General features: G+C 69.6%; 7 protein-coding genes. 4 read left to right on the forward strand and 3 right to left on the reverse strand.

The window, feature by feature from the left end:
- Positions 1-174 precede the first annotated feature (174 nt).
- The gene (locus H7I41_RS05045; protein WP_264011474.1) at positions 175-11,319 is read left to right on the forward strand and encodes a type I polyketide synthase; all 11,145 of its coding nucleotides are present in this window, start codon (positions 175-177) and stop codon (positions 11,317-11,319) included.
- Here H7I41_RS05045 and H7I41_RS05050 read toward each other — a convergent pair whose 3' ends face one another.
- Positions 11,320-12,414 (reverse strand): NAD(P)H-dependent amine dehydrogenase family protein, encoded by a 1,095-nt coding sequence (locus H7I41_RS05050; RefSeq protein ID WP_264011475.1) that lies wholly within the window; start codon positions 12,412-12,414, stop codon positions 11,320-11,322.
- 238 nt (positions 12,415-12,652) lie between these two features.
- On the opposite strand from H7I41_RS05050, the gene H7I41_RS05055 reads away from it, so the two are divergent.
- Positions 12,653-14,488: an acyl-CoA dehydrogenase gene (locus H7I41_RS05055; protein WP_264011492.1), complete on the forward strand. Its 1,836-nt coding sequence runs from the start codon at positions 12,653-12,655 to the stop codon at positions 14,486-14,488.
- 473 nt (positions 14,489-14,961) lie between these two features.
- On the opposite strand, the gene H7I41_RS05060 is transcribed toward H7I41_RS05055, so the two are convergent.
- On the reverse strand, positions 14,962-16,263 hold the full coding sequence (locus H7I41_RS05060) for an acetyl-CoA C-acetyltransferase (protein ID WP_264011476.1): 1,302 nt from the start codon (positions 16,261-16,263) through the stop codon (positions 14,962-14,964).
- Positions 16,264-16,362: 99 nt separating this feature from the next.
- On the opposite strand from H7I41_RS05060, the gene H7I41_RS05065 reads away from it, so the two are divergent.
- Both H7I41_RS05065 and H7I41_RS05070 read left to right on the forward strand, forming a co-directional pair.
- Positions 16,363-17,715 carry a 3-oxoacyl-ACP reductase gene (locus tag H7I41_RS05065; protein ID WP_264011477.1) on the forward strand — a complete coding sequence of 451 codons (1,353 nt, stop codon included), beginning with the start codon at positions 16,363-16,365 and terminating at the stop codon, positions 17,713-17,715.
- A 3-nt stretch (positions 17,716-17,718) separates the two neighbouring features.
- Positions 17,719-18,567 (forward strand): MaoC/PaaZ C-terminal domain-containing protein, encoded by an 849-nt coding sequence (locus H7I41_RS05070; RefSeq protein ID WP_264011478.1) that lies wholly within the window; start codon positions 17,719-17,721, stop codon positions 18,565-18,567.
- Between the two features lie 16 nt (positions 18,568-18,583).
- On the opposite strand, the gene H7I41_RS05075 is transcribed toward H7I41_RS05070, so the two are convergent.
- On the reverse strand, positions 18,584-19,213 hold the full coding sequence (locus H7I41_RS05075; RefSeq protein WP_264011479.1) for a TetR/AcrR family transcriptional regulator: 630 nt from the start codon (positions 19,211-19,213) through the stop codon (positions 18,584-18,586).
- Positions 19,214-19,276 lie beyond the last annotated feature (63 nt).

Raw genomic sequence — 19,276 nt, forward strand, 5'->3', positions numbered from 1 at the left:
CACCCGCCGTGCACGACCGGAGCCGGGACACGGAAGCGCGCATACCTCGGGTAGGCGTGCCATAGTGTGCGTCGGAGTTCACTCGATCTTGGTTCACGCGGTCGTTACTACTGTCGAGTAGGTTAGCTTGACTACTGCGTAAATTACCGCAAGGCCCCTCAAGGAGACAACCGCATGGGATCCGCTCAAAATCCGTCCGAGCCGACTCAGCGGTTTGCCATCGTTGGCTATGCGGCGCGTTTTCCCGGCGCGCCGGACGCTGACGGCTTCTGGGACGTGCTGCGCGAGGGCCGCGACGCGGTGTCGGAGATCCCCGCCGACCGCTGGGATGCCGACGCGTTCTTCGACCCGGAGCCCGGAGCCCCCGGCAAGGTAGTGACCCGCCGTGCCGGGTTCGTCGACGACGTGACCGGCTTCGACGCGCCGTTCTTCGGCATGTCGACGCGCGAGGTCAGGATGATGGACCCGCAGCACCGGATCCTGCTCGAGACGGCGTGGCGCGCGGTGGAGCACTCGGGCACCGCACCCACGGCCCTCGCCGAGACCAACACCGGTGTGTTCGTCGGCCTGGCCACCCACGACTACCTGGGGATGGCGTCCGACGAACTGACCTACCCCGAGATCGAGGCCTACCTGGCCATCGGGACGTCGAATGCCGCGGCCGCCGGCCGGATCAGCTACCGCCTGGGACTGCAGGGTCCCTCGGTGGCCGTCGACACCGCCTGCAGTTCGTCGCTGGTCGCGATCCACCAGGCATGCCAGGCGCTGCGCCTTGGCGAGTGCGACCTCGCGCTGGCCGGCGGCGCCAACGTACTCCTCACTCCCGCAACGATGATCACCTTCTCGAACGCGCAGATGCTCGCGCCCGACGGCAGGTGCAAGACCTTCGACGCCGCCGCCGACGGCTACGTGCGTGGCGAGGGCTGCGGTGTCATCGTCATCAAGCGCCTCGAGGATGCGCTCCGCGACGGTGACCGCATCCGCGCGGTGATCCGCGGCAGCGCGATCAACCAGGACGGCGCATCAGGCGGCCTGACCGTGCCGAACGGTGTTGCGCAGCAACGAGTCATCACCGATGCGCTCAAGCGCGCCGGCCTCGAACCCAGCGACGTCGGATACCTGGAGGCGCACGGCACCGGCACATCGCTCGGCGACCCGATCGAAGCGCAGGCCGCGGGCGCGGCGTTCGGCGCCGGACGCGACCCCGGCCGGCCGCTGCTGATCGGTTCGGCGAAGACCAACATCGGGCACCTGGAGGCGGCCGCGGGCATCGCGGGCGTCATCAAGGTCGTCCTCTCGCTCGAGAACGAGACCCTGCCCAAGCACCTGCACTTCGAGAACCCGTCACCGCACATCCCCTGGGACCGCCTCCCCGTCGAGGTGGTCACCGAGACGATGCCCTGGAAGAGCAACGGCCGGCCGCGCATCGCGGGCGTCAGCTCATTCGGATTCGCCGGCACGAACGCCCACGTCATCCTGGAGGAGGCGCCCGAAGAAACAGCACGGATCTCCGCGGCTCCGGTGCCCGATGTCGCCGCCGGGGCGGCTCCGGTGCCCGATGTCGCCGCCGGGGCGGCTCCGGTGCCCGATGTCGCCGCCGGGGCGCGGTTCAGCATCCTGCCGCTCTCCGCGCACACGCCCGCCGCACTGGTCCAGCTCGCCGACCGGTACCGCGGCTTCTTGAGCTCGCACCCCGAGGCCACTCTGGCCGACGTGTGCTTCACCGCCGGGGCGGGGCGGGCGCACCTCAAACACCGTGCCGCGCTGGTGGTCGACTCGCGAGAGTCCGCCGTCGAGCTGCTCGGCGCGCTGGCCGACGACCGCCCGGCACCGGGTCTGGTGCGCGGGGACTCCCAGGACGTTCCCAAGACGGCGTGGCTGTTCACCGGCCAGGGCAGCCAGTACCCCGGCATGGCCCGCGAACTGTTCGACACCGAACCGGTGTTCGCCGAGACGCTGAACAGGTGCGCGGCGGCAGTGGCCGAGGCTCTCGAAAAGCCCTTGCTCGACGTCGTTTTCGACCTCGACAGCCCCGACGCCGACGCGACGCTGCGGCAGACCTCGTATGCACAGCCCGCCCTGTTCGCGGTCGAGATGGGTCTGGCACGCCTCTGGCAGTCATGGGGATTCGACCCGGACGTGGTGCTGGGTCACAGCGTGGGCCAGTACTCCGCGGCGTGCGTGGCCGGCGTGTTCAGCCTCGAGGACGGCGCGCAGCTGATGGCCGAACGGGGCCGGCTGTTCGGAAGCCTGCCCGCGGGCGGACGGATGGTCGCGGTGTTCGCCGCCGCCGAGCGCGTCGAGGCCATCACCGACGAGTTCCCGGCACTGTCCGTCGCCGCCTACAACGGCGCCAACACCGTGCTGTCCGGACCCGCACACGATCTGGAGAAGGCGGTGGCCGGACTCGCGGCCGACAACGTCCGGTGCGACTGGCTCGACACCAGCCACGCGTTCCATTCGGCGCTGCTCGACCCGATCCTCGACCACTTCGAGTCGTACGCCGAGCGGTTCACGTACGCGGCGCCGCAACGGATCCTGATCGACAACCGCACCGGCGCCGCGCTCGGCAGGAGCGTCAAGCTCGACGGCGCATACTGGCGCCGCCACGCACGCCAACCGGTTGAGTTCGCAAAGAGTGTGCGCACCCTCGCAGGCCTCAACTGCAAGTTGCTGGTCGAGATCGGCCCGCGACCGGTGCTCACCGCCGCAGCGCTGAGCACCTGGCCCGACCCGGCCACCGCACCGCGCGTGGTCACCTCGTTGCGCCGGAACACCACCGACCACCGGCAGATCACCGAGGCCGTCGCCGACTCGTACGTGCTGGGCCACCTGCCCGACTTCGCCGCCATGGCGCAGCCGCACGCCCGCAAGCTCGACCTGCCCACCTACCCCTTCGAGCGTCGCCAGTACTGGTTCTCCGACGATCGGCCAGACAGCCGCACCGACGACCGGGGCACCCGCGAGCAGCTCCCACCCGCCGCCCGCACCCAGGCCGTCCGCCTTCTCGAAGACGGCCGGATCGACGAACTCGCCGCACTGCTCGACGGTCCCGGCGGCGATCAGCAGACCCTGCAGGTGCTGACCAGGCTTGCCGCACAACACAATCAGCAACGGTCGACGCAGTCCGTCGCCGACGGCCGCTACGAGTTCCGCTGGCTGGAATCCCCCGCGCCGGTCTCCGCCGGCGGGCCCGCCGGAGCCCACAGCTGGATCATCGTCGGCGACTCCGCCGACGCCGTCGCGCCCCTGGTCGCCGCACTCGACGCGCGCGGCCACCGGCACCGGACCGTCGGACTGCCGGTCTCCGATGCCGACTCCGAACAGCTCGTCGACGCGTTACGCGCCGCGGCAGCCGATGACTCGACGCTGCGCATCCTGCACGTCGCGGCACTCGACTCGGATTCCGACACCGGGCCGTCGATGCGATCACTGCTGCGGATGCAGCATCGCATCCTGGTCGGGACGCGGCGCCTGTTCCGCGCCGCGGCCGCGGCCGAACTGCGCAGCCCCATCTGGCTGGTGACCCGCGGCGCGCAGCGCATCACCGACGGCGACACCGTCGCACCGGATCAGAGTGCCCTGTGGGGATTCGGCCGCGCCGCGGCGCTGGAACTGCCGCACGTGTGGGGCGGACTGGCCGACCTGTCGGCCGGCAGTGGCGATAAGGCCGGCGAATGGTCCCGGTTGGTCGACCGGATCACCTCGGCGCACGACCCGGCTTCCCGGGAGGACCAGCTCGCGCTCCGCGACCAGGCGCTCTACGTCCCGCGGCTGGTGCGGCGGACGGAACCTGCGAGCGGCGCACCGCTGCAACTGCGCGCTGACGCCACCTATCTGGTGACCGGTGGGCTGGGATCGATCGGACTGGAGACCGCCGGATACCTCGCCGCCAACGGCGCACGACATCTCGTGCTGACCAGTCGCCGCCCGCCCAGCGACGCCGCCCGGCAGCGGATCGACGCACTGAACGAACAGCACGGCTGCGAGGTCCGGGTCGTCACCGCCGACGTCGCCGACGCACACGACGTCGCGCGCCTGCTGGCCGGCATGCAGGCGGGACTGCCCCCACTGGCCGGCATCGTCCATGCCGCCGGCGAGATCGGCACCACCCCGCTGAGCGATCTGGACGACGCCGAAGTGGACCGCGTCTTCGCCGGAAAGGTCTGGGGTGCTTGGCATCTGAGCGAAGCCGCCGCCGACCTGAAGCTCGACTTCTTCATCAGCACCTCGTCGATCGCCTCGGTGTGGGGCGGATACGGTCAGACCGCCTACGGCGCGGCGAACGCGTTCCTCGACGGGCTGGCCTGGCGGATGCGCGAGCAGGGCGTCCCGGGGGTCAGCGTCAACTTCGGACCGTGGTCGGCGGGTATGGCCGACGCGGACTCCCGCGCGCGGCTCGAGCAGCGCGGCGTACGGACGCTGTCGCCAGCCGATGCCCTGGCAGGTCTGGCCGACGTCGTGGCGGCCTCCTCGGCGAACGGTCCCGTGCAAGGAGTGGTCGCCCGGATCGACTGGGCCCGCTTCCTGCCCCTCTACCAGCAGGCGGGACGGCGGGCGTTCCTCGCCGAACTCGAGCGCGAGGTGCCCGCCCCGGCGGCCGACTCGGCGCCGGTCGTGACACCGTCGGGCAGGACCCCACTGGTCGAGCGGCTCACGAATGCGCCGCTGCAGCAGCGCAAGCGGCTGCTCACCGATTACCTGCGCGACGCGGTGGCGGAGGTGACGCGCGTCGACGCCGCCGAGATCCGTGAGGACGCCGGCTTCTTCGACCTCGGCATGGACTCGCTGATGGCCGTCGAACTCCGACGCCGCATCGAGCAGGGCGTCGGCAAGGACATCCCCGTCACCCTCGTGATGGATCACCCCCGGCTCTCCGACGCCGCCGACTGGCTGCTGGGAGACGTGCTCGGCCTCAGCGAGCAGGCGGCAGGCCCGTCCGAACCCCGTCCCGCGGCCCCGACGCGCGCGGACGATCCGATCGCGATCGTCGCCGTCTCGTGCCGCTTCCCCGGCGCACCGAACCCGGAAGCGTTCTGGGAGGTGCTCTCCGGCGGTGTCGACGCGATCCGCGAGGTCCCCGAGGACCGGTTCGACATCGACGAGTTCTACGACCCCGACCCGGATGCCCCCGGCAAGACCTACACGCGCTTCGGCGGATTCCTCGACGGCATCGACGGCTTCGACCCCGAGTTCTTCGGCATCTCGCCGCGCGAGGCCGTGTGGATCGAGCCGCAGCAGCGACTGATGCTCGAGACCGCCTGGGAGGGACTGGAACGCGCCGGTTACTCGCCGGCGTCGCTGCGCGGCAGCAAGACCGGCGTCTTCGTCGGCGTGGCCGCCAACGAGTACGCCCACCTGCTGTCGTCGGAATCCATCGACAAGATCGAACCCCACTTCATCACCGGCAACGCGCTCAACGCGATCTCCGGCCGGGTCGCCTTCGCGCTCGGGCTCGAAGGTCCGGCCGTGGCGGTCGACACCGCATGCAGTTCGTCGTTGGTGGCGGTCCACCAGGCCGTCCAGGCGCTGCGCTCCGGCGACTGCGACATGGCGTTGGCAGGCGGGGTGAACGTCCTGATCAGCCCGGTGACGGTGGTCGCCGCGTCGCGCGCCAGGATGCTGTCCCCCGTCGGGCGGTGCAAGACCTTCGACGCCTCCGCCGACGGCTACGTGCGCAGCGAGGGCTGCGGGGTGCTCGTGCTGAAACGGCTGAGCGACGCCGAACGCGACGGCGACCGGATCTGTGCCGTCATTCCCAGCACCGCGGTGAACCAGGACGGCGCCTCCAGCGGCCTGACGGTGCCCAACGGTGGCGCACAGCAACGGCTCATCGGCACGGCGCTCACCCGCGCCGGGCTGACCGGCGGCGACGTCGACTACCTCGAGGCGCACGGCACGGGCACCCCGCTCGGTGATCCGATCGAGGTCCAGGCCGCCGCGGCGGCCTACGGCGGCTCGCGGGACGCCGACCGGCCACTGCTGATGGGATCGGTCAAGACGAACATCGGTCACCTCGAATCCGCCTCCGGCGCAGCTGGTCTGATCAAGGTCGTGTTGTCGCTGCAGCACGAGCTGCTACCGCAGAGCCTGCACTTCGACAACCCGTCGCCGCACATCCCATGGGCCTCGCTGCCCGTGCGGGTCGTGGACAAGGCGATCCCGTGGCACGCCAACGGCAGGCCGCGGCGCGCCGGCGTGAGCTCCTTCGGGTTCACCGGCACCAACGCCCACGTGCTGATCGAGGAGGCGCCGCAGCCGGCCGCCGCCGACGTCGCTGCGGACGACGCCGAAGTTCCGGCGCCCGCCGGGCAGACCGGCCACGACGCACCCGTCGACGTACTGGCGCTGTCCGCACGGTCACCGGAAGCGCTCACGGCACTGGCCAGCCGGTACGAGGCCTGGTTGAGCACCCATCCGGACGCCGACCTCGCCGACGTCTGCGTCACCGCGGGCACCGGCCGTTCGCACTTCGAGCACCGGGCCGCCCTGGTGGTCGACTCGATCGCCTCGGCGCGCGACGGCCTGGCCGAACTGGTGCAGAACCGCCTGCGGCCCGGTGTCGTACGCGGTGAGCACACGCACAATCCGACAACGGCCTGGCTGTTCACCGGACAGGGCAGCCAGTATCCGGGCATGGCGCGTGAATTGTTCGACACCGAGCCGGTTTTCGCCGAGACCGTGACACGCTGCGCGGAGGCCGTCGAGGGCATCCTGCCCTACCCGCTGCTCGAGGTGCTGTTCGCGGCCGATCGCGAGACCGGAGAGCGGCTGCGGCACACGTCGTTCGCGCAGCCGGCGCTCTTCGCCGTCGAGATGGGCCTGGCCAGGCTGTGGCAGTCGTGGGGAATCAAGCCCGACGTGGTGCTAGGGCACAGCGTGGGCCAGTACGCGGCGGCATGCGTCGCCGGTGTCTTCAGCCTCGAGGACGGCGCACGACTGATGGCCGAACGCGGCCGGATGTTCGGCAGCCTGCCCGAAGGCGGTCGGATGGTGGCGGTGTTCGCCGACGCCAAGCAGGTCGAGCAGGTCGCCGGTGAGTACCCGCGCGTCTCGGTCGGCGCCTACAACGGACCCAACACGGTGCTGTCGGGACCGGCCGAGGATCTCGAGAAGATCGTCGCCACGTTCACCGACGACGCGATCCGCTGCACCTGGCTGCAGACCAGCCACGCCTTCCACTCGCAGCTGCTGGACCCGGTGCTCGACGAGTTCGAGTCCTACGCCGCCCAGTTGACGTTCGCCGCACCGACTCTCCCGCTGGTCTGCAACCGAACCGGCGCCGTGCTCACCGCCCAGACACCGCTCGACGCCCAGTACTGGCGGCGGCATTCCCGTCAGCCGGTGCAGTTCGCCGAGAGTGTGCGCACCGTGGCGGCCCTCGGATGCTCGGTGCTGATGGAGATCGGTCCGCAACCGGTGCTGACCGGCGCCGCCGTGCAGGTCTGGCCGGAGCACCTGGCCGCCCCGCGGGCGATCGTCTCGCTCCGCAAGGGTGTCGGCGACCGGCGGCAGATCGCCGACGCGCTGGCCGCCGCCTATGTGGGCGGCCACCAGCCCGACTTCGCGGCGCTGCACCGCGGGCTCCGCCGCAGGCTGGAACTGCCCACCTATCCCTTCCAGCACCGCCGTTTCTGGCCCAAGACGTCCGCGATCACCGGCTCCGACAGCAACGGCGCCGGCGTCTCCGGAATCCTGGGTAGTGCCAAGGACCTCGCCTCGGGCGACGTCGTCTACACGAGCAGGCTGTCGGTCAGATCGCAGCCGTGGCTGTCCGATCACGTCATCTACGGCACCGTCGTCGTCCCCGGGGCGACGTACGCGGCGATGGCGCTGGCCGCCGTCGGTCCGCCGGCGCGCGTGAAGGAGGTCTTCTTCTACGAGCCGATCATTCTGCCGGAGAAGGCGTCTCGCGAGGTACAGCTGACGCTGCACCCGGCAGGCGACGGCGGCGAGTCGAAGTTCCAGGTGCACAGCCGTCCGTACGGTGAGCGCGACGTCGAATGGTCGTTGAACGCCGAAGGCGCCGTGGTGACCGGTGTCTCCGGCGCCGGCGACGATCCGGATCCCGAGCAGGATCCGGTCGACGAGGCCATCGAGCGGTGCACCCGCATGCGTCCGCAGGAGTTGTTCGAGACCTTCGCCGACCTGGAACTGGCCTGGGGGCCGACCTGGTCGGGTTCGCTGAAGTCGCTGTGGCTCGGTGACGGTGAGGCGATCGGCGACATCCTCGTCGGACAGGAACTCGCCGAGCACCTCGGAACCGAACCGATGCACCCGGTCCTGATGGACCTGTGCACCGGTGTCGCCTTCCCGGCATTCCCAGCACTTCTCGCCGCCGAACAGGGCGTCAACGACCTGTTCCTGCCGCTGCGGTACGGGCAGGTCACGCTCAAGGAGAAAATGCCCCGGCGGTTCTACTGCCGCGCGAGGTGGCACAACAGCGGCCTCGACAGCGAGACGCAGGTCTTCGATCTCGACTTCCTCGACCGCGACGGCAGCCTGCTCGGCGGGATCCGCGAGTTCACCGTCAAACGCGCACCGCGCGAGGCGCTGCTGCGCGGCCTCGGCGGCGACGCCACCCGGCTGCTCTACACCCTCGGCTGGCACGAGGTGCCGACACCGCCTGCCGACGCAGACGCTGTCGCGCCCACTGGCACATGGCTGATCGCGGGATTCGGCGAACTGGCCGCCGAGGTGCCGGGCTGCATCCCGTTCGACCGGCAGGCCGATCCGGAGCTCCTGGGACAGGTGCTGGCGCAGGCCGTCGAGCGCGGCATGCCGTTCTCCGGCGTCGTCTGGCGCAGCACCGGGCCGAGTGCGCAGGAGTCGAGCGCCGACGCGAGCGGGCGGCTCGAGGCCGAGCTGTCCAACCTGCTCAGCGCTGTGCACACAGTGCAGAACGACGGCATGAAGCTGCCGGGCGGACTGTGGATCGTCACCGAGCGGGCCGTGGCCACCGAGTCCGGTGAACCGGTGGATGCGGTTCAGGCGGCGCTGTGGGGCTTCGGTCGCACCACGATCAACGAGGAACCGGCGCTGCGCGCCAGGCTGGTCGACTGCGACGGGTCACCGGAGGCGGTGCGGGCACTGGCCGCGATGCTGGCCACCCCGGTCGAGGAGCCGGAGATCGCAGTGCGGCAGGGGAAGCTGCTGGCGTCCCGGTTGGTGCCGTGGGCGCGCAGCGGCAATCTCACCGTGCCGCGCGGGAGCGACTACGTGCTGGCGCCGACGGAGCGCGGCGCGATCGACAACCTGCGGATCACCGAGAAGGACGTGCCGCCGCCGGACGAGGGTTACGTGCAGGTCCGCGTCGAGGCCGCCGGCCTCAACTTCCGCGACGTGCTCAACGTCCTCGGTCTCTACCCGGGCGACCCCGGACCGATCGGCGGTGACTTCGCCGGCGTCGTCACGCAATTGGGCGAGGGTGTCGGCGACGTCGAGGTGGGGCAGCGTGTCTACGGCTCCATGCAGGGTGCGTTCTCCAGCCGGTTCAATGTGCCGTCGCAGTTCCTGGCGCCGATCCCGGACGGGGTGAGCGCGGTGCAGGCCGCGACGATTCCCGCCGCGGCGCTGACGGTCCGGCTGTCGTTCGACTGGGCGCAGCTGAAGCCCGGCGACAAAGTGCTGATCCACGCGGCCAGCGGCGGCGTGGGCCTCGCGGCGGTCCAGATGGCACAGCGGTGCGGCGCGACGGTCTTCGCCACGGCCAGCACCTTCAAGCGCGCCACGCTGCGCAAGCTGGGTGTGGAATACGTCTACGATTCGCGCACAACCGATTTCGCCGATCAGATCCTGGCGGACACCGGCGGTGCCGGCGTTGACGTGGTGCTCAACAGCCTGACCAGCGAAGGGTTCATCGAGGCGACGCTGAAGGCCACCGCCCGCAACGGCCGATTCGCCGAGATCGCCAAGCGCGACATCTGGTCGCCGGAGCAGATGACCGAGGCCCGACCCGACATCGACTACGAGATCGTCGCGTTGGACACGGTGATGCTCACCGACCCCGATCGCATCCGCGACCTGCTCACCGAGGTGTCGGACGGACTGGCCGACGGTGAGTGGACTCCGCTGCCCGCGGAGATCTACCCGCTGACCGAGTCCAGGGCGGCGTTCCGGCGCATGCAGCAGGCGCGCCACATCGGCAAGATCGTCGTGCAGATCCCGAACCCGTTGCAGCCGAAGCCCGATCGGAGCTACCTGATCACCGGTGGGCTCGGTGCGATTGGTCTGCACACGGCGTCGCATCTGGCCCAGCTCGGCGCCGGTGACATCGTGCTGACCAGCCGGCGTGCGCCGGATGCGGCGGCGCAGAAGGTGATCGAGGAGATCACCGAGCGCTACAAGTGCCGCGTGCACGTCTTCACCGCGGACGTTGGTGAGGAGTCCGACGTCGTCGCGCTGCTCGACCGGATCCGCGCGGAATTGCCGCCGTTGGCCGGTGTGGCGCATCTGGCGGGTGTGTTGGACGATGCGCTGCTGTCCCAGCAGAGCCTCGAGCGGTTCCGGACGACGCTGGCGCCCAAGGCGTACGGCGCGTACCACCTGGACCGTCTGACAGCCGACGACGACCTGGACTTCTTCATCGTGTCCTCGTCGGTGTCCAGCCTGTTCGGGTCGCCCGGTCAGGCGAACTACGCCACGGCCAACGCATGGCTGGACGGTCTCGTCGCGCAGCGACGGTCCCGGGGCCTGCCCGCCACCGGCATCAACTTCGGGCCGTGGGCACAGGGCGGCATGGCATCATCGGAGGCCGCGACCGCCAACATCAGCGCCCAGGGCCTCGTCCCGCTGGATCCGGCGGCGGCGCTGAGCGCACTCGGCGAGGTCGTCGCGAACGGGACCGGCCAGGCGACCGTCATCCGGGCCAACTGGCAGCGTGCGGCGAAGGTGCTGGGCAGTTCGCGGCCACCGATCCTGGACCTGGTGCTGCCGAGCGCCGTCGGCGAGGTGACCGGTGACAGTGAGCTGCTCAAGCAGCTGCAGGAGATTCCCGTGCCGCAGCGTGCGGGCTTCGTGACGGAGTTCCTCCAGAAGGAGGTGCAGAACTTCCTGCGCCTGGCGTCGCCGCCCGCCGCGACGAGCCGGTTCCTGGACCTCGGCACGGACTCACTGATGGCGATCGAACTGCGCAACAGGTTGCACAGCCAGTTCGGCGGCGCGTTCACCATCAATGCGACGGCGGTGTTCGACTACCCGACCATCGGGGGGCTCGCCGAGTACCTGGTGGGTCAGCTGCCCGACGCGGAGGCGGCGGCAGAGCCGGCGCCCGCGGAGGCACCGGTGCCGGCAGCCGTCGCCGCATCCGGGCCGGAGTGACTACTCGGCCCAGCGGGCGGCTTCGGCGGCGGCGCCCAGCGCCGAGCGCAGCGGCACCTGCAGACCGTCGTAGATGCCCGGCTTCTGCTCGACGAGCCAGTTGAGGGCGCCGAGCAGCCGGTTGGCGGCGGTGGTGTTGCCGCCGTCGGCGCGGGTGCCGCCCGGCACGTCCGCGCGGGTGACGATCGTCAGCTGCGGGTCGCCGTCGATGATGACGCGGTGATCGCCGACGCCGCCCCGATGAGCATCGTCGGGCTGCGGCCAGTCCGGCGCGCAGGACGGGTGGATGCGGGTGATGTGCTCGATGACGATCCGCCTCCTGCCGCCGGACCACCCGACGACCTTGAGGAAGAAGGCGCCCTGCGTGCCCTTCTCGAAGCGGCCCATCACGGTGTCCACCGACTCGTCGAGGGGTAGCCGCTCGACCTCCTCGGTGATCTCGTCGATCTCGATCCCCAGGCCGCGGCCGATGAGCCGGACGTTGCCGCCCCAGACCATCGTCGGGATGGTCGGCAGCAGCATCATCGGGGTCTCGTCCATCGAACCGCCGAAGCCGCAGGACACCTTCACCGCGAACGGCTGGTTGTAGGTGGAGTAGTCGAAGATCTCCTGGCAGGTGATCGTGTCGATGCGGGTGCACAGGCTCGCGGCCGTCACCGCGAGGGCGTCGTTGCCCCATCCGGGGTCGACGCCGCTGACGAGCAGGGTGGAGCCGCCCTCCTCGGCGGCGGCGGTCAGCCGCTGCACCCACTCCGGCGGGGCGGACGCCGGGTCGTAGAGCGAGTACAGCGACGGCGTCACCACGTGCAGGCCGGCACGCAGGCACCGCTCGATGTCCGCGATCGCCTCTTCGGGCCGGATGTCGCCGGAGGCCATGTAGGCGACGGCGTCGCACTCCGTAAGCACACCGTCGACGTCGTCGGTGGCCGCGACCCCGGTGGGCGCATCGAGCCCGGCGAAGCCGGCGGCGTCGCGGCCGACCTTCTCGGCGGTCGAGGTGATGACGGCGGCGAGCTGGAGGCCGGGAAAAGCGGCGGCCGACCGGATCGCGGTCGAGCCCATGTTGCCGGTTCCCCACACTGCGACGCGAAGCATTGGAACACCCTAGCGGCCCGGACGTGACCATCGTCACACCGGGTCATCTGCGCAGGTCAGGGGTGCGAAATCGGGGTTTGGCAGCGTCCGGCCAACCGCCTGGTTGATTAGCCGGTGGAAATTGCTCGCGCGAGCTTTGCGTTGAAGTTACCGGGCGGTATAGTGACCATTAGTTACTGGTGGGTAACTTAACCGAAGTACCCAACCGCAGGTGGCAATTCTCGTCGAGGAGGACATAGTGAGCCACTACAAGAGCAACGTCCGGGACCAGGTATTCAACCTGTTCGAGGTGCTCGAAGTCGACAAGGCCCTCGGTGAGGGGGTGTACAGCGACCTGGACGCCGACACGGTCAAGGAGATGCTGGGCGAGATCGCCCGCCTGGCCGAGGGTCCGATCGCCGCGTCGTTCGAGGACGGCGACCGCAATCCGCCGGTGTTCGACCCCAAGACGCACACCGTGACGTTGCCGGAGTCCTTCAAGAAGTCGGCGCGTGCCGTCATCGACAACGACTGGGACAAGGTCGGTGTCGAAGAGGAACTCGGCGGCATGCCGATGCCCCGCGCGCTGGTGTGGGCGCTGCACGAGCACCTGCTCGGCGCGAACCCGGCGGTGTGGATGTACGGCGGCGGCGCCGGCTTCGCCAGCATCTTCTACAAGCAGGCCACCGACGAGCAGAAGAAGTGGGCGCAACTCGCCGCAGAGCGCGGCTGGGGCGCCACCATGGTGCTGACCGAGCCCGATGCCGGTTCGGACGTGGGCGCTGGCCGCACCAAGGCCGTCAAGCAGGACGACGGCTCGTGGCACATCGACGGCGTGAAGAGGTTCATCACCTCCGCCGACTCCGACGATCTGTTCGAGAACATCTTCCACCTGGTGCTCGCCCGCCCCGAGGGCGCGGGCCCGGGCACCAAGGGTCTGTCGCTGTTCTTCGTGCCCAAGTTCCTCTTCGATTTCGAGACCGGTGAGCTGGGCGAGCGCAACGGCGCCTTCGTCACCAACGTCGAGCACAAGATGGGCTTGAAGGTCTCGGCCACCTGCGAGCTGACCTTCGGCCAGCACGGTGTGCCCGCCAAGGGCTGGCTGGTCGGCGAGGTGCACAACGGCATCGCGCAGATGTTCGACGTCATCGAGCAGGCCCGCATGATGGTCGGCACCAAGGCCATCGCCACGCTGTCGACCGGCTACCTGAACGCGCTCGAGTACGCCAAGGAGCGGATCCAGGGCGCCGACATGACGCAGATGACCGACAAGACCGCTCCGCGCGTCTCGATCACCCATCACCCCGACGTGCGCCGTTCGCTGATGACCCAGAAGGCCTACGCCGAGGGGCTTCGCGCGCTGTACCTGTACACCGCCACCTACCAGGACGCGCCGGTGGCCCAGGCCGTGCACGGTGTCGACGGCGAGCTGGCGCTGAGGGTCAACGACCTGATGCTGCCGATCGTCAAGGGTGTCGGTTCCGAGCAGGCCTACGCCAAGCTGACCGAGTCGCTGCAGACGTTCGGTGGGTCGGGCTTCCTGCAGGACTACCCGATCGAGCAGTACATCCGCGACGCCAAGATCGACTCGCTCTACGAGGGCACCACCGCCATCCAGGCGCAGGACTTCTTCTTCCGGAAGATCGTCCGCGACAAGGGTGTGGCGCTGGCGCACGTGGCCGGGCAGATGGAGGAGTTCGTCAAGAACGAGTCGGGCAACGGCCGGCTCAAGGCCGAGCGCGCCCTGCTGGCCACCGCTCTGACCGACGTCCAGGCGATGGCAGCCTCGCTGACCGGTTACCTGATGTCGGCGCAGGAGGATCCCAAGGAGCTGTACAAGGTCGGTCTGGGTTCGGTGCGCTTCCTGATGAGCGTGGGCGACCTGGTGATCGGCTGGCTGCTGCAGAAGCAGGCCGCCGTGGCCATCGAGGCGCTCGACGCCGGCGCGACCGGCGACGACAAGGCCTTCTACGAGGGCAAGATCGCGGTCGCGTCGTTCTTCGCGAAGAACTTCCTGCCGCTGCTGACCAGCACCCGTCAGGTCGTCGAGAACCTCGACAACGACATCATGGAGCTCGACGAGGCTGCATTCTGATCTGATCCAACCAAGAGGCCCCCGGATCCGTCCGGGGGCCTTTTGCGTGGGGGCGTGAGATCCACGCCGTGCACGAGAAGTGCGGGAAGGGTGCTGCGAGAGATCAATCTCGAGAGCCTGCGGGAGGGCCGGCGGCAGTCTTGGGCGGCGCCGCGGGGATGCAGGCGGAAGAAGACATGAGGGCGGGTTCGGGAGGACTCATGGGGGCGTCTCTCTCGCGAGATACACGCCGCCGGCTGTTCACCCCTCGCCGGCTGTTCGGATCAGTCGCTCCCGAACCCGTCGTACGGCTGACTGTACGCCTCTGACACCCCTCGTACCAGAGGAAATACGTCGAACCGAAGTAAGTGGCCCCGTGTTGCCGTCGGGTCGGGGGGTCAGACGGCAACACGGAGCTATCCCCTGTATCGATCGGTTCGCCGGAGGCGTTACAGCCGCGCCGAATTAATCTTCACGAGTCGATATTCGGTGCCTCAGGCCTCGAGAATCGCCGCCACGCCCTGCCCACCGGCGGCGCAGATCGAGATCAGCCCGCGCACCGGCCGGCCGGTCTCCTTCTTCTTCTCCGCCAGCTGCTTGGCCAACTGGGCGACGATCCGCCCGCCGGTGGCCGCGAACGGATGCCCGGCGGCCAGTGACGACCCGTTGACGTTGAGCTTGGTTCTGTCGACACTGCCCAACGCTTTATCCAAGCCGAGGCGCTCCTTGCAGTACTCCTCGGACTCCCACGCCTGCAGGTGCGCCAGCACCACCGAAGCGAACGCCTCGTGGATCTCGTAGAAGTCGAAGTCCTGCAGGCTCAGGCCGTTGCGTGCGAGCAGCCGCGGCACCGCGTAGGTGGGCGCCATCAACAGGCCGTCGGCGCCGTTGACGTAGTCCACCGCGGCGGTCTCCCCGTCGACGTAGTACGCCAGCGGCTCGATCGAATGCTGCTGCGCCCAGTCCTCGCTGGCCAGCAGCGCCACCGAGGCGCCGTCGGTCAGCGGCGTGGAGTTGCCCGCGGTCATGGTCGCGTCGCCGAACTTGACCCCGAACACCGGCTTGAGCTTGGCCAGCTTCTCCGCCGACGAGTCCGCCCGCACGTTGTTATCGCGGTACAGGCCGAGGAACGGGCTGACCAGGTCGTCGAAGAAGCCGCGGTCATAGGCGGCGGCCATGTTGCGGTGGCTCGCGGCGGCCAGTTCGTCCTGCTCGACGCGCTTGATGCCCATCTCCTTGGCGGTGATGGCGGCGTGCTCGCCCATGGACATACCGGTGCGGGGCTCGCTGTTGACCGGGATCTCGATGCCCACCGACGCGGGCAGCTTGCCGACCAGCTTGAGCCGGTCGACGTTGGACTTGGCGCGGCGCAGGCCGAGCAGGTTCTTGCGCAGGTTGTCGCCGAACGCGATCGGGGCGTCGGAGGTGGTGTCCACCCCACCCGCCGCGGCCGCCTCGTAGCGGCCCAGCGCGATGCCGTCCGCGGCGGCCAGCGCCGCCTGCAGCCCGGTGCCGCACGCCTGCTGGATGTCGAACGCCGGGGTGTACGACGACAGCGCGCTGCCCAGCACGCATTCGCGCATCAGGTTGAAGTCGCGGCTGTGCTTGAGCACCGCGCCGCCGATCACGGCGCCGAGCCGCTCGCCCTCGAGGTTGTAGCGCTCGATCAGCCCACCCAGGGCGGCGGTGAACATGTCCTGGTTCGAGGCGTTGGCGTATGCGCCGTCCGACCGTGCGAACGGGATCCGGTTTCCGCCGAGGACGGCGACCCGCCGGCGGGAATTGGTGTCAGCCACGTTTGTCTGCCTCCGTTGTCGGTTATCCAGGGCTATTCGTCAGGGTCCTCTACGGGGCCATAGTACCCACGCTTCTTACTCTGGAGTAAGTTCGTACCCATGCCTTCGGATCTGTATTCCCAAATCGTCCACTCGGCACCCGGCTCGTTCCTCGCCAAGCAGCTCGGCATCCCGCAGCCCGAAACGCTGCGCCGCTACAAGGCCGGCGAACCGCCACTGCCCGGCGCGCTGCTGATCGGCGGCGACGGCCGCGTCGTCGAACCACTGCGCAGCGCACTGGCCGATGACTACGAGGTGGTGTCGAACAACATCGGCGGCCGCTGGGCCGACAACTTCGGCGGCCTGGTCTACGACGCCACCGGCATCACCGAACCCGAGGGCCTCAAGGGGCTCTACGAGTTCTTCACGCCCGTGCTGCGCAACCTCGCGCCGAACGCCCGCCTCGTCGTCGTCGGCACCGACCCCGACGCGATCTCGACCCCGCACGAGCAGATCGTGCAGCGCGCCCTCGAGGGCTTCACCCGCTCGCTGGGCAAGGAGCTGCGGCGCGGCGCGACGGCGTCGCTGGTGTACCTCTCCCCCGACGCCAAGCCCGCCGCCACCGGCCTGGAGTCGACGATGCGCTTCATCCTGTCCGGCAAGTCCGCCTACGTCGACGGCCAGGTCTACCGGGTGGGCGCGGCCGACGCCGCGCCGCCGTCCGACTGGGACAGGCCGCTCGCCGGCAAGGTCGCGCTCGTCACCGGTGCTGCGCGGGGCATCGGCGCCACGATCGCCGAGGTGTTCGCCCGCGACGGCGCCACGGTCGTCGTCGTCGACATCGAGGGCGCCGCCGACGATCTGGCGAAGGTCCGCGACAAGGTCGACGGCACCGCGCTGACGCTGGACGTGACGGCCCCCGACGCCGTGGACAAGATCGCCGAGCACCTCCGCGAACACCACGGCGGAACCCTCGACATCCTCGTCAACAACGCGGGCATCACCCGCGACAAGTTGCTGGCCAACATGGACGAGGGCCGCTGGGATTCGGTGGTCGCCGTCAATCTGCTTGCGCCGCTTCACCTCACCGAAGGTCTTGCCGACAACGGGGTGCTCGCCGAGGGCGGCCGGGTCATCGGCCTCTCGTCGATGGCCGGCATCGCGGGCAACCGCGGGCAGACCAACTACGCGACCACCAAGGCCGGCATGATCGGGCTGACCGACGCGCTCGCCGAGAAGCTGGCGGACAAGGGCATCACGGTCAACGCGGTGGCGCCCGGATTCATCGAGACGAAGATGACCGAGGCGATCCCGGTGGCCACCCGCGAGGTGGGCCGCCGGCTCAACTCCCTCTACCAGGGCGGCCAGCCCGTCGACGTGGCCGAGACCATCGCGTACTTCGCCAGCCCGGCCTCGAACGCGGTGACCGGCAACACGATCCGCGTCTGCGGCCAGGCAATGCTGGGGGCCTGAGACGTGACGCAACCCTCCGGACTGCGCAACCTGGCGCGTGCCGCCGCAGGCGCCCTGCCGTTCGTGCCGCGGGGCGACACCCTGCCCGACCGCACACTGACCGTCGACGAGCTGAGCATCGACGCCGCCAACGTCGCCGACTACGCGGCGGTCACCGGCCTGCGGTTCGGTGACCGGGTGCCGCTGACCTACCCGTTCGCGCTGACGTTCCCCACCGTGATGGACCTCGTCACCGGTTTCGACTTCCCTTTCGCGGCAATGGGTTCGGTGCACATCGAGAATCGCATCACCCAGCACCGGCCGATCCTGGTGAGCGACACCGTCGGGGTGTCGGTGCATGCGGAGAACCTGCGGGAACACCGCCGCGGACTGTTGGTGGACATCATCACCGACGTCAAGGTGGGCAACGACCTGGCCTGGCACCAGGTCACCACGTTCCTGCACCAGCAGCGCACCAGCCTGTCCGACGAGCCCAAGCCGCCGCCGCAGAAGCGGCCCAAGCTGGGCCCGCCGAACGCCGTGCTGCGCATCACGCCCGCGCAGATCCGCAAGTACGCCTCGGTCGGCGGTGACCACAACCCGATTCACACCAATGCGGTGGCCGCCAAGCTGTTCGGCTTCCCGAGCGTCATCGCGCACGGGATGTTCACCGCGGCCGCCGTATTGGCCAACATCGAGGGGCAGCTGCCTGACACCGTCGAGTACGCGGTGAAATTCGCCAAGCCGGTGATCCTGCCCGCCAGCGCGGGCCTGTACGTCAGCCGCGGCTCCGACGGCGGCTGGCAGCTGGCGCTGCATCACCTCAGCAAGGGCGACCCGCACCTGACGGGCACGATCACGGCGCTGAAGTAGCAGCCGTTGCTCCGCGTCAGGTGTGCGCGTCGGCCACCGACGGGGCGTCCTCGTGGGCCGGAGTGCCCTTCAGGCCGCGCCAGAACAGGTTGATCATCAGCTCGGCGGCCTCGTGGACGTCGGCGTCCCCGGTGCTGACCCGGGCGGCCACCGCCTCGCCCGCGCCCACGAGCGCGACGGCCATCATGTCGAAGTCGGTGTCCGGCTCGGGGTGCCGGGTGCCCGACCGCAGCAGCCTGCCGACCAGGTCGACGATCCGGTCGCGGCCCTCGCGCACGGTGTGGGCGAACGCCTGCGAGCTGGTGGCCTGCGTGTAGAGCACCATCCACGATGCCCGGTTGGCATCGATGTAGCTCAGGAACGACACCACCGCGTTGCGCAGCAGGTCCTTCGGGCTCTGCGAGAAATCGATCTTGCTGCGCACCTCGTCGACGAACCGGGTGAGCTCACGGGTCAGGCACGCGCCGAAAAGCTCTTCCTTCGATCCGTAGTACAGGTAGAGCATCGGCTTGGAGATCTGCGCCTCCGCCGCGATCGCGTCCATGGACGTCTCGTGATAGCCGTTCACCGAGAACATCTGCACGGCGGCGTCGAGCATCTGCTGCTCCCGGACCGCCCGGGGCAACCGCTTCGTTCCGCCTGCCATGACCTCAGGGTAAGCAATGGGTGGCCGGACGGCGTCCGCGGCGCGGTGGTTGAGCGAGAATCA

The organism is [Mycobacterium] manitobense (assembly GCF_025821665.1).
Lineage (GTDB): Bacteria > Actinomycetota > Actinomycetes > Mycobacteriales > Mycobacteriaceae > Mycobacterium > Mycobacterium arseniciresistens.

Excerpts from the sequence above, each read along its gene's own strand:
- H7I41_RS05075 (WP_264011479.1), bottom strand. The coding sequence starts at position 19,213 with ATGGCAGGCGGAACGAAGCGGTTGCCCCGGGCGGTCCGGGAGCAGCAG.
- H7I41_RS05045 (WP_264011474.1), top strand. The coding sequence starts at position 175 with ATGGGATCCGCTCAAAATCCGTCCGAGCCGACTCAGCGGTTTGCCATC.
- H7I41_RS05050 (WP_264011475.1), bottom strand. The coding sequence starts at position 12,414 with ATGCTTCGCGTCGCAGTGTGGGGAACCGGCAACATGGGCTCGACCGCG.
- H7I41_RS05065 (WP_264011477.1), top strand. The coding sequence starts at position 16,363 with ATGCCTTCGGATCTGTATTCCCAAATCGTCCACTCGGCACCCGGCTCG.